General features: G+C 51.1%; 13 protein-coding genes and 2 tRNA genes. 9 read left to right on the top strand and 6 right to left on the bottom strand.

The window, feature by feature from the left end; translation table 11 throughout:
• Positions 1-2: 2 nt before the first annotated feature.
• A complete protein-coding gene (gene rpmF / locus L9P87_RS01000; RefSeq protein ID WP_237442812.1) occupies positions 3-185 on the bottom strand; it encodes a 50S ribosomal protein L32 in 183 nt (60 codons plus the stop codon).
• A 15-nt stretch (positions 186-200) separates the two neighbouring features.
• Entirely contained in the window at positions 201-737 is a 537-nt protein-coding gene (locus L9P87_RS00995) for a YceD family protein (protein WP_237442811.1), read from the bottom strand.
• Positions 738-855: 118 nt separating this feature from the next.
• Here L9P87_RS00995 and L9P87_RS00990 point away from each other — a divergent pair, with 118 nt between their 5' ends.
• The gene (locus L9P87_RS00990) at positions 856-1,434 is read left to right on the top strand and encodes a Maf family protein (RefSeq protein WP_237442810.1); all 579 of its coding nucleotides are present in this window, start codon (positions 856-858) and stop codon (positions 1,432-1,434) included.
• A 16-nt stretch (positions 1,435-1,450) separates the two neighbouring features.
• Here L9P87_RS00990 and L9P87_RS00985 read toward each other — a convergent pair whose 3' ends face one another.
• Genes L9P87_RS00985 through rluC form a run of 3 tightly spaced genes read right to left on the bottom strand, consistent with a single transcriptional unit; the run spans position 1,451 to position 4,033 of the window.
• On the bottom strand, positions 1,451-2,410 hold the full coding sequence (locus L9P87_RS00985; protein WP_237442809.1) for a S49 family peptidase: 960 nt from the start codon (positions 2,408-2,410) through the stop codon (positions 1,451-1,453).
• 26 nt (positions 2,411-2,436) lie between these two features.
• On the bottom strand, positions 2,437-3,084 hold the full coding sequence (locus tag L9P87_RS00980) for an HAD-IIIA family hydrolase (protein WP_237442808.1): 648 nt from the start codon (positions 3,082-3,084) through the stop codon (positions 2,437-2,439).
• On the bottom strand, positions 3,074-4,033 hold the full coding sequence (gene rluC, locus L9P87_RS00975; protein WP_237442807.1) for a 23S rRNA pseudouridine(955/2504/2580) synthase RluC: 960 nt from the start codon (positions 4,031-4,033) through the stop codon (positions 3,074-3,076). Before rluC ends, L9P87_RS00980 begins: the two co-directional genes overlap by 11 nt.
• Positions 4,034-4,615: 582 nt before the next feature.
• On the opposite strand from rluC, the gene rne reads away from it, so the two are divergent.
• Positions 4,616-7,489, top strand: a complete 2,874-nt coding sequence (rne, locus tag L9P87_RS00970; protein ID WP_237442806.1) for a ribonuclease E — start codon at positions 4,616-4,618, stop codon at positions 7,487-7,489.
• Between the two features lie 304 nt (positions 7,490-7,793).
• Here rne and L9P87_RS00965 read toward each other — a convergent pair whose 3' ends face one another.
• Complete coding sequence (locus tag L9P87_RS00965) at positions 7,794-9,158, bottom strand: sodium-dependent transporter (protein WP_237442805.1); 1,365 nt, start codon at positions 9,156-9,158, stop codon at positions 7,794-7,796.
• 329 nt (positions 9,159-9,487) lie between these two features.
• On the opposite strand from L9P87_RS00965, the gene L9P87_RS00960 reads away from it, so the two are divergent.
• From L9P87_RS00960 to L9P87_RS00930, 7 genes are all read left to right on the top strand, one after another.
• A tRNA-Ser gene (locus tag L9P87_RS00960) sits at positions 9,488-9,578 on the top strand.
• A gap of 177 nt (positions 9,579-9,755) precedes the next feature.
• A tRNA-Ser gene (locus L9P87_RS00955) sits at positions 9,756-9,846 on the top strand.
• A 213-nt stretch (positions 9,847-10,059) separates the two neighbouring features.
• Positions 10,060-10,728: a Bax inhibitor-1/YccA family protein gene (locus L9P87_RS00950; RefSeq protein ID WP_237442804.1), complete on the top strand. Its 669-nt coding sequence runs from the start codon at positions 10,060-10,062 to the stop codon at positions 10,726-10,728.
• A gap of 82 nt (positions 10,729-10,810) precedes the next feature.
• A complete protein-coding gene (gene tusD, locus L9P87_RS00945) occupies positions 10,811-11,203 on the top strand; it encodes a sulfurtransferase complex subunit TusD (protein ID WP_237442803.1) in 393 nt (130 codons plus the stop codon).
• Position 11,204: 1 nt separating this feature from the next.
• Entirely contained in the window at positions 11,205-11,564 is a 360-nt protein-coding gene (gene tusC, locus L9P87_RS00940; protein ID WP_237442802.1) for a sulfurtransferase complex subunit TusC, read from the top strand.
• 1 nt (position 11,565) lies between these two features.
• Entirely contained in the window at positions 11,566-11,844 is a 279-nt protein-coding gene (tusB, locus tag L9P87_RS00935) for a sulfurtransferase complex subunit TusB (RefSeq protein ID WP_237442801.1), read from the top strand.
• 5 nt (positions 11,845-11,849) lie between these two features.
• The gene (locus tag L9P87_RS00930) at positions 11,850-12,158 is read left to right on the top strand and encodes a TusE/DsrC/DsvC family sulfur relay protein (RefSeq protein WP_237442800.1); all 309 of its coding nucleotides are present in this window, start codon (positions 11,850-11,852) and stop codon (positions 12,156-12,158) included.

Genomic DNA, 12,158 nt, shown 5'->3' with positions numbered 1-12,158 from the left:
ACTTAGTCGTCAGAACCAGTTTCGACAACTTTCTTGCCGCGGTAGAAACCGTCAGCAGTCACGTGGTGACGACGATGAGTCTCACCACTAGTAGCGTCAACAGATAATGTTGGGCCAGTTAAAGAATCGTGTGAACGACGCATGCCGCGGCGTGAACGTGTAACCTTACTTTTTTGTACTGCCATGGTGAGTTTAACTCCTCAGTCACGTTTAGATTTAAGACTCGCTAAAACCTTAAATGGATTATCAATTTCCTCTGGCACTTCTTCGATGTAGTCGTCATCTTGTGAAGTAAAGCCAACAGATGATTCGCACTCTGTCTCGGTGTGATAGTTGGTCGCTGGTACACTGATAATCAGCTCATCTTCCATCACCTCTAGCAAGACCACCGTTTCATCGCTTGCCACCATTAATGGATCGAGCGAGCGCGGTAGCTGCTGAGCCTGTTCGTTGTTACGAACAACCCCGAGCGCAATCTCAAGATCTAACTCCTGAGGCTTTGCTTTTAAACAGCGCTGACAGGTCACTTGTACGTTCGCATGAAGCCTGCCTCGCACAGTCGGAATACGACCCTGCTCAAACTCAAACTTCAATGAATACGTTACCGTACCGCTATCATCAGCTAGCGAAAGCAGCAGCCTAGACATCTTCGATATCGGCAACTGCCCTTCTATTTCTTTACCCTGAGCCGCAAATTTATGTAAATCTGCCTGCTTGGGAAGTACCCCTTCTAACATAAGCGCGCAATCATAGGGCTCTAAGAGCCTTCTGTCAAAAGATATTGCTCTCTTTGTATAGTTTTATAATACTTAACGGGAAAATAACCGATAGCATTAACATATACATAGGCGAACAATGCAGTTAATTCTGGCTTCATCCTCTATCTACCGCAAGAAACAGCTCGAATCTTTACGACTCGATTTTAGCTGTATCAGCCCAAATATAGACGAAACCCCTAAGAGTTCTGAAACACCACAGCAACTTTGCCAACGTCTTGCCCTGGCCAAGGCCAAAGAAATCGGTCACAAACACAGCGATGCTTTGATTATTGGCAGCGATCAGGTGGCCTATTGTGGCAACAAACAGCTAACCAAACCTGGCGGCTTCGACAAAGCATTCGAACAGCTCTCTCAATGCGCCGGCAAGCCAATTACATTTTATACCGGTATCGCACTATACAACAGCAAAATAAACACTCATCAACTCAGCTGCGAACAATACCGTGTCGACTTCAGACCGCTATCCAACCAAGAGATCACCAACTACCTAACAACCGAGCAGCCATACAACTGTGCCGGCGCCTTTATGGTCGAAGGCCTGGGCATCAGCTTATTTGAACGCCTGGAAGGTGAGGATTACAACAGTCTGATCGGGCTCCCCTTGATAAGACTATTGGCCTTCTTAAAAAACGAAGGTATCTCCCCGCTATTATAGGCAGCACCCAGCGGCGCTAACGCAACTGAAGACCGCCATACTGGGAACTCTCAACCATCGCCTCTGCCATTCCCAAACCAACGGACATTCCCAGACCCGAAAGCAACTGCGCAAAGGGGCTGCCCTTGTCACTGTAATCCACAATTTCCTCAAAGCCGACAACATCCCGTGCCACATACCCTGAGCTGCCAAGGCCATCAATCAAGCCGAGGGATAGGGCCTGCTCACCCGACCAAATCAATCCGGTAAACAAATCATCACTAACAACCAAACGATCTCCCCTACCCTGTTTTACCGCAGCGACAAACTGACCGTGGGTGGTATCGAGTACCTGCTGCCAGAAAACCTTATCCTCGGCCTTGGGCGGCTGAAAAGGATCTAGCAGGCTTTTATTACGTCCAGCTGTATACGTTCTGCGATCGACACCAATCTTATCCATCAGGCCAACAAAGCCAAAGCCCGCCGACACAACACCAATAGAACCAACCAGGCTGGCTCTATTGGCATAAATTTCATCCGCTGCCGACGCAATATAGTAGCCTCCGGATGCACCCAAATCGGCAATGACGGCATACACCGGCTTATCAGGGTACAATTCCCTTAGCCTAACAATCTCATCATAGACATAGCCAGACTGCACCGGACTGCCGCCAGGACTATTAATCGCGACGATAACCGCCTTGCTACTCTCCGCCTCAAAAGCACGACGCAGCCCCGTGACAATTTTATTTGCCGAAGCTGGTTTATCCGCGGCGATCACACCGTCTACACGCACCAACGCCACATGCTCTTCACCCACCGACAGCGATGGCTGAATGCGCGGATACAGCACCGCCAGGCCAGCAAAAATATAGACAAACACCAAGACCTTAAAAAAGACCCCCCAACGACGGGTCTTTTTTTGCTCTGCTGTTTGCTCCAGCAAAAGCTTCTCAAGTAAAGACCACTGCTTTTGCGTTAAATTTTCTTCCGACATCAAACCTACCCTTCTAACTGTCTTTTTTATACGTCCAACAACTGCCTAATCGATGAAATAACTCGGGCAGGCTGACAAAGCTCAAGCCTGGCCAAGGAATGCGCACCATAATCGACGGCAATAGCAGCAACACCGGCATTATTCGCCATCCTTAAATCGAAATCGGTATCACCAATCATGACCGCCCTCGATGATACCACCGACATCTCCACCAGTAGCTCATGGAGCATTTGCGGGTTCGGCTTGGACGCGGTCTCATCGGCACAGCGGGTAGCAGAGAAATAATGCACCAAACCATGCGCCGATAACATCCTATCCAGACCCGCCCGCGTTTTTCCCGTCGCAATGGCCAAACTTGCGCCACTCTCTTTCAGCGCCGCCAGCGTCTCCTCGACGCCATCAAACAAATGACAGCGAGCCGCATTATCCAACAGCCGATACTCATGCTGGTACCCCTGCTGCATCGCCAGCTTAGACGCCGAATCAGCCTCGGGGAACAGCTCGTCCATCACCTCGGGCAAGCCCAGACCGATAATTTGACGAATCTGTTCATCACTCTGATAAGGCATCGACAGTCGATCAACAGCTGCTTGCATCGCAGTAATGATTTTAGCGGCAGAGTCAACCAAGGTGCCATCCCAATCGAAGATATAAAGCTCAGGATTACCGCTCATCTTTGTTCAGCCGATCCACCAACTTGCTCAACTCTTCAGGCAGTTTAGCCTCTACCTGAACGCGCTTGCCAGAGAGCTCAAAATTAAGGCGCCAGGCGTGCAAAAATAGACGCTTGGAACCCAGCTCACGCATTTTCTTGTCGACGGCCTCATCGCCATATTTATCGTCTCCCACCAATGGGTGGCCCGCATATTGCGCATGCACTCTGATTTGGTGAGTACGGCCGGTCACCGGCTTGGCCTCAATCAGCGTGGCACCTTTTAACCGCCTGACTATAGAGAAACGGGTCAGCGACTCTTTACCGTCAGCGGCCGGCCTGACGACACGCTCACCACTCTTGAGTTCGTTTTTCTTCAGCGCCACGGAAACCGTCGAGCGGCGTTGCGGCCACTCGCCTGCAGCCAATGCCAAATAGCGCTTATCCATGCCGACACCGCGGAATAATTCATGTAACGCACGCAGCGCACTGCGCCTTTTTGCCACAATAATACAACCCGAGGTATCGCGATCCAGGCGGTGCGCCAACTCCAAAAACTTGGCCTCTGGGCGCATCTGCCTCAACGCCTCGATCAAACCCAAACTAACACCACTGCCACCATGAACAGCCAAACCCGACGGTTTGTTAACAATCAAAATACCATTATCCTCGTACAGGATTGATTCAGCCAATCGAGCCTTCAAGCCTTCACCAGCAAGGGCAACCTCACCCCGCTCAGCCAGACGCATCGGCGGCACGCGAATCAAATCACCCGCCACCAATTTGTAATCCGGTTTGGTCCGCCTTTTGTTAACCCGCAGCTCACCCTTTCGCAACAGTTTATACAAGCGAGACTTGGGCAAACCCTTGAGCCTCGAAAGCAAAAAATTATCAACACGCTGACCCTCATATTCCGAGTCAACCTCAAAAAATTGTACACCTGTGCCCGGTGCCGGCTTCTCATCATTCATGAACACAATGATAACACGACCATAAGCAATTGAAGGGAAATATGATTGCTGTTATAATCAGCCGGTCTTCAAGCAGAAACAATAGACAATCTGTGGTAGCCGAACAATATTCCGCTACTACTGCGAGCCCGGCCTGGAACCGATTATTGGCCAGAAGCACGAGGCGCAGCTGAAGCAAAAACGATTTATTACAGATTCCCTGTTTGAGCCATCGATGATTCAACCCGCATTTTGGGTAAGGCGATTAGCTCGAGGGAATATATGCACTAACAGCAAAGTATGGTTTAAGCCCGCTTGCTAAAAGGCAAAATTAGAGTAAATACTGCGCAGCCTTTCGAGACTGCAACAATTAGGCTGCCAACGCATAAGACCTATAGATAAGTATTTAAATATTGAGACGGTGAAACAAAGCGATGATACGCTGAATTAGCGTTCACCTATTGAGCTCAAACATTGCACTAAGCGCTTAGATCACAACCATTAAGCTGCTGAATTCACTGTATATTTACAGCTGCAGACTCTGATCAACACCTGCTATCAAGCCGTCTTCATTCCGTGCATGCCTAAACGAAAGTGGCACACATGAAAAGAATGCTTATTAACGCAACTCAACCCGAAGAGCTGCGCGTAGCAATGGTTAACGGCCAACGCCTTTACGACCTAGACATCGAGAATCGCACTCGCGTCCAAAAGAAATCCAACGTCTACAAGGGTAAAATTACCCGCGTAGAACCCAGCCTAGAAGCAGCCTTTGTCGACTTCGGCGCCGAACGCCACGGCTTTTTGCCGCTGAAAGAAATATCGCGCGAATACTTCTACAAGAAGTCTGAAAGCGGCCGTCCACGCATCAAAGATGTGGTCAAAGAAGGCACCGAGGTTATTGTACAAGTCGATAAGGAAGAACGCGGTAACAAAGGCGCCGCCCTTACCACCTTTATCTCCCTCGCCGGCCGCTATCTGGTACTGATGCCAAACAACCCAAGAGCCGGCGGTATTTCTCGCCGCATCGAAGGTGATGAGCGCTCTCAATTACGTGAAGCATTGAACTCTATCGACATGCCAAAGGGCATGGGCGTCATCGTTCGCACCGCCGGCGTGGGCCGTGAAGCCGAAGACCTACAGTGGGATTTCAACTACCTACTCAACCTTTGGAAATCAGTCACTACCGCCGCACAGAAAAATCCAGCACCGACACTGCTACTCCAAGAAAGTAATGTCATTATCCGTGCTGTTCGCGACTATTTACGCGAAGACATCGGCGAAGTTATGCTCGACAGCCCCGAGGCGCACAAAGAAGCCCTCGACTTTGTCTCTCAGGTTATGCCTCAGTATCAGAGCCGCATCAAGCAATACATCGACCCGGTACCGCTGTTTAATCGCTACCAGATCGAAAGCCAGATCGAAACTGCTTTTGAACGCGAGGTCAGCCTACCCTCTGGCGGCTCTATTGTTATCGATCCAACAGAAGCCTTGGTATCTATTGATATCAACTCTGCCAAAGCGACCCGCGGCAGCGATATCGAAGAAACAGCACTACAAACCAACCTTGAGGCAGCAGATGAAATTGCTCGCCAACTAAGACTGCGTGACATCGGCGGCTTAATCGTCATCGACTTTATCGATATGTCGAGCCAGCGTAACCAACGCGAAGTTGAAAACCGCGTCAAAGATGCACTCGCCATGGACCGTGCTCGCATCCAAGTAGGCCGTATCTCCCGCTTCGGCCTGCTGGAAATGTCTCGTCAGCGCCTGCGCCCATCACTTGGCGAAACCAGCGCCAAAGTCTGTCCTCGCTGTAATGGCCAGGGCACTATTCGCGACACCAAATCATTGGCACTCTCCATCTTGCGCCTACTGGCGGAAGAGGCTAACAAAGAGCGTAGCGCAGAGATCCGCGCCATCGTTCCCCTGAAAGTGGCTACTTATTTACTTAACGAGAAGCGTGGCCTAATTCACGATATCGAAGTCAATAACAACACCCGCGTACTGGTTATCGGCAACCCCGATATGCGCACACCGCACTATGATGTACAGCGCCTCAGAGACGATAACAGTCTCGCCAGCGTGCAGGAACTGAGCTACTCAATCAGCCTCGAAGCCGAAGAAGTACAGGACTACAAGCCAAGCACTGTCGTCCCCACTCAGCAGGTTGCCGCCGTGCAGACAGTTACCCCTGTCGCCCAAGCCGCCAACGAAGAAGCACCCAAGGCAGCGCCAGCCAAGGCTAAAGAAAAAGCCGCACCAGCAGCTCCAGGCTTGTTTGCCCGTCTCGGCAGCGCTATTTCATCACTGTTTAGCGCCGAAGAAGAAAAGAAAGAGGAACCGAAAAAGCCTCAGACCAATAATCGTCGCAGCAACAATAACGGTCAAAATCGTAACAACGACCGTAACCGCAACCGTAATCGCAGCAACGACCGCAATCGTAACAGTGATAACCGCAGTGACGGGCGCAACGATAAACGCAGCGAAGGCCGTAGCCGTAATGACGGACGCAGCGACAGCCGTAGCGAAGACCGCAGCCGCAATGATGGGCGCAGCGACAACCGCAATCGCAACGACAGCCGCAGAGATGCTGACAAGCGTGAGCGTCCAGCAAATCAGCAGCGCAACCGCGACGACGCACCACAGCGTAACCGCAACCGTAACGACAAGAACGACAACCGCCAGCAACAGCCTAAAACTGAAAACACTGACACCCGTCAAAACGAGTCTGAAGACAGCAACAACGAAGGTAGCCGCCCTCAACGTCGCCCGTCTAATAAGCGCAATCGCTCGCCTCAGCAACGCCGTCGCGGCCAACGCATGAGCGAAGAGAACCGCAAACAAGAAGAGAACGTCTCTACTGACAAGCAACAACCTGCCGTTGTTGCACCAGCGCCTACCGCTGCACCCAAGGCTGAAGCCGCCGTCGAAGCACCCAAGGCTCAAGCTGCTGTCGAAGCACCTAAAGCCGAAGCCGCCGTCGAAGCACCTAAGGCCGAAGCCGCCGTCGAAGCACCTAAAGCCGAAGCCGCCGTCGAAGCACCTAAGGCCGAAGTCGCTGTCGAAGCACCTAAGGCAGAAGTCGCTGTCGAAGCACCTAAGGCAGAAGTCGCTGTCGAAGCACCTAAGGCAGAAGTCGCTGTCGAAGCACCTAAAGCCGAAGTCGCTGTCGAAGCACCTAAGGCCGAAGCTGCCGTCGAAGCACCTAAGGCCGAAGCTGCCGTCGAAGCACCTAAGGCCGAAGCTGCCGTCGAAGCACCTAAAGCCGAAGTCGCTGTCGAAGCGCCCAAGACTAAAGCAGCACCAGCACGAGCGTCCAACGACCCCCGCGCCAAGTCAAAGCCAGTCACCAAGCTTGAGGTAACCAACGTTGCCTACACAGGCCAGGATGACTTGGCACCGCTTGAAGCGATCGAAGCACCGAGCAAGTCAAAGGCTCGCGCCTCGAACGACCCGCGTAACAACAGAGCGTAACCACCGCTCATCGACCCAAAGCAATGCGGGTTGATCATAAAAAAGGCTGCCAGTAGGCAGCCTTTTTTTATGTCAAAAAATAAATCACATCACCGCAACCGTAGACACTAATGACCAGTATTTGCTACGACCACTCAATTACGTTGGGACGTTAGGACGTTAGGACGTTAGGACGTTAGGACGTTAGGACGTTAGGACGTTAGGACGTTAGGACGTTAGGACGTTAGGACGTTAGGACGAGCATAAAAAAAGCCCGAGTCATGACAACTTGGGCTTTTTTATTTCGCTCTGGGTATTCGGCGAATTAGAACAGGTTGAACAAGAAGATCGCACCGACGCCGACTGGGACAACATAGCGCGTCATCATACGCCAGAGGCTAAACATCGTCGGAGACATCTCGGATAACTGCTCCCGGGCGAAGTGCTTGGGCAGACCCCAACCGATCAACAACGCTATCATCATACAACCTAACGGCATCAATACGTTGGCGGTGGCATAATCCAATATATCGAAGAAATTCTTATCGGCAACGGTATAACCCGACCACTCGTTGAACGACAACACACAGCCGATACCGAGCACCCAGGTAAACATGCCAACCGCAGCCGTGGCCTTGGCACGACCCAACTTGGTGCTCTCAACCAAGCGCGCAACCGTCGGCTCGATCAACGAGATCGACGAACTGACCGCCGCCGCCGCAATCAAGACAAAGAACAGCGTGCCAAGGAACTGACCACCCGGCATATTGGCAAAGGCCAATGGCAAACTGATAAAAACCAAACCGGGTCCCTGACCTGGCTCCAAGCCGTTGGCAAATACAATTGGGAAGATAGCAATACCCGCTAAGATGGCAACCATGGTGTCCAACGCAGCCACTGCCACCGCTGTTTTACCAAGATCCTGCCCCGGCGCCATATAGCTGCCGTAAACCATCATCGAGACACAACCCAAACTCAGAGTGAAGACCGCCTGACCCAGTGCCGCCAAGACGCTGGCAGAGGTGATATCTTCCGGCCTAAAGGTGAATAGGAAGCGCATACCGGCCTCAACATCACCGGTGGCCAATGAATAGGCCACCATGATAAGCAACAGTACGAACAGTAGAGGCATCAGAAAACGCAGGCTACGCTCCAAACCCTTGACCACGCCACCGGCGACAATCGCGACGGTCAACACCGTAAACAGAAAATGCCAAAACAGCATATTGCCCGGATTGGCCAAGAGTTCGCCGCCGAATTGATTGCCGACAAACTCGGCATTGGCACCATTAAAAACACCGGTGGCCATTTTAACAATATAATCCAGCGACCAGCCGGCGATGACACTGTAAAACGCCATTACCAAGACGCCGCTCAGCGAGCCCATCCAGGCAATACTGCGCCAGTATTTAGAGATATTGTATTGTTCGGTCAAGGACTGCAGTGCGCCGATGGGGCTTTTGCGCATGGCACGACCAATCATGGTTTCGTTCATCAACATTGGCGCACCCAGCAGAGCGACAAAGGCCAAATACATCAAGACAAAGGCGCCGCCGCCATTCTCACCCGCCATATAGGGGAACTTCCAAATATTCCCCAACCCCACTGCCGAACCTGTCGCAGCAAGGATAAACGTCAAACGACTCCCCCAGTGCATAAAGTTTGCTTCTGTAGTACCTGCTACAGCCATTTTTTATTCCCCGTTTCTTTTAATCACAGCCAAAGACCACGCCTTTAGTTTTCCGCCTGCCATTTTTCATATTACAGCGCCAAAAACATTGATTTAAATCACTGTGGCAAAACTTGCCCACAGTGCTGACAAAATATTAACAAAGTTTATCTTCTATTCAACCAATACTCCTTGTAGCAGCAACAGCGTAGCCAACAACCGGCATAATGACAGTCTGCCTCAGCGACCGTATTTTGCCACTGCAAACATACGGCAGAATAATTGCTTTGATCGATAAAAAGGGCTTGAACTGATTCAATCGATACGTATAATGCGCCACTACTTGCTGCGGAGGAGTGGCAGAGTGGTCGAATGCACCGGTCTTGAAAACCGGCAAGGGTTAATAGCCCTTCTAGGGTTCAAATCCCTACTCCTCCGCCATTATTCTAGAAGGTCGATCCGCATTAGCAGATCGGCCTTTTTTATTGCTCAATATTATCCTCATTGCGGGTGTTTATTTTTTAATCACTTGAAAAATAAACGTAAAAAACAGGTTTTTTTGCTGAAAAGGGCTTGCCAGCCTTTACCCTGTCCGTATAATGCGCCCCTACTTGCTGCGGAGGAGTGGCAGAGTGGTCGAATGCACCGGTCTTGAAAACCGGCAAGGGTTAATAGCCCTTCTAGGGTTCAAATCCCTACTCCTCCGCCATTATTCTAAAAGGTCGATTAGCTTAGCTGATCGGCCTTTTTTTATGCCTGGGATTTTAGCCCTTTAAAAACAGCCCCCTTGCCCCCATAATCATTAACATGACTTATTTTGCTAGCCTATTGATTAACCAGTATTAATAGACAGGCACTTGCTTTCATACTGTGGCTCAGTATGATGAAATGATTAAATTGCTCAATTATTGGAGACAGGACAATGGCTAATACGCCTTATATGAATAGCACCGCCACACAACAGGCGACTATTCCCACTCATAAAGTGCTTAAAAACACCTATATGCTACTCGGCCTAACCCTGTTGTTCAGCGCCTTTACCGCCTTTGTTGCCATTGTTATTGGCATGGGCCAGATGGCTGCCTTCGGCTGTATGCTCGGCGGCTTCGCCATGCTGTTTGTGGTCAACAAGACAGCGGACAGCGGCAAGGGTATCGGCATGATTTTTATCTTTACCGGCCTGATGGGCGCCTCTATTGGCCCAATGCTTAGCCACTACCTGTCCATGGCCAACGGCCCACAGATTGTGTTTCAAGCGCTTGCCGGCACAGCACTGATTTTCTTCACACTGTCCGGCTATGTATTAACCACCCGCAAAGACTTCTCGTTCATGGGCGGTTTCTTAATGGTCGGCCTGGTTATCGCCGTTATTGCCAGTATTGCCAATATCTTCCTCGGCATCCCAGCACTGAGCTTGGCAGTTTCTTCTGCCATTGTTCTGATCATGTCTGGCCTGATCTTGTTTGATACCAGCCGCATCATCAACGGCGGTGAGACCAACTATATCCGTGCCACGCTGTCACTCTACCTCAACGTGTTCAATATCTTTGTTCACCTGCTGAGTATTCTGGGCGTGATGAGCGACGATTAATCGGCCCGGCGGCTTGATTAATCAGTTATAATGGCGACTTAGGTCGCCATTTTTTATTCCTGAATATTAACAACGGTTTTCTATGATCTTCAGCATCGCCATCTATGGAGCTCCCTACAGCAGCGCAGCCAGTATCAGCGCCATCCAGTTTGCCGAGGCGGCCACCGAGCAGGGGCATGAACTCTACCGCGTGTTCTTCTATCATGACGGCGTCCAAACTGCCTCATTATTTACCACCCCACCCCAGGATGAACCTGCACTTTATCTACGCTGGCAGGCACTGGCACGCGACCACAATATAGATTTGGTGGTCTGTGTTGCCGCCGCCCTCAAACGCGGCGTACTCGATCAAGATGAGGCCGAACGCTGGAGCAAGCCTGGCAACAACCTCGCCGAATCATTCACGCTTTCAGGCCTGGGCCAGCTGGTCGACGCGACGATTAAAGCTGACCGCCACATCACCTTCGGAGATTAAAATGAGTAACAAACTATTGATTGTACTCAGCCACTCTCCCTATGGCAGTTCGCTGGCCAAGGAGGCCATTGATGCCGCCCTGGCTGCCGCCGTGTTTGAACAAAAGGTACAGCTGTATTTCACCGGCGAGGCTGTCTGGCAGCTGTTAAAACAGCAGACCGTCGACCGTAGCACACAGAAATCCATCGAGGCCAATCTGCAGGCGCTGCCACTGTATGATGTCGACGAGATTTATGTCGATAACTCCGCCCTCAGCAGCAGGGCCATCAGCCTTGAGCAGTTGAATATCGAGGCACAGCCGGTGGATAGAGCCGCCATTCAACAGATCATTGCCAACAGTGACACGGTATTGAGTTTTTAATATGACCCTACACATCGTCAGCAAATCACCCTATCAAAGCGACTGCTTGAGCAACTGCCTCAATGTCATCGCCGACGACGACATTCTGCTACTAATAGAGGATGGCGTCTATGCCGACACAGGGGACTGGCAGCAGTCACTGGCCAGCATCAACGCCACTGTACTGATACTCGACAACGACAGCCAAACACGGGGGCTTACACCCTCTTTCGACACCGTCGACTACCCCGGCTTTGTCACCCTGAGCTGTGATACTCCCCGCTCCATCAGTTGGTTTTAAGCCCTATGACAACGCTCGATAAACACGGCTTTTTGGCCAATCTTGACGACTGGTCTGAACAGGTTGCTAAGGAGCTTGCCGCCAGCGAAGGGGTTGAACTCACCGAGGCCCACTGGGAGGTGATCTACTGCCTGAGACGCTTTTATCAAACGTTTCAGCTATCACCGGCAATGCGCCCGCTGATCAAATTTATCAAACAGGAACTGGGCGATGACAAGGGCAACAGCCTCTACTTACTGACGCTCTTCCCCCAGAGCCCTGCCAAGCTCGGCAGCAAGATTGCAGGCCTGCCAAAGCCCGACAACTGCCTTTAA

The organism is Sinobacterium norvegicum (assembly GCF_923077115.1).
GTDB classification, from domain to species: Bacteria; Pseudomonadota; Gammaproteobacteria; order Pseudomonadales; family Sinobacteriaceae; genus Sinobacterium; species Sinobacterium norvegicum.
The sequence above is the reverse complement of the archived record's forward strand: the minus strand, read 5'-3'. Positions and strand labels throughout refer to the sequence as shown.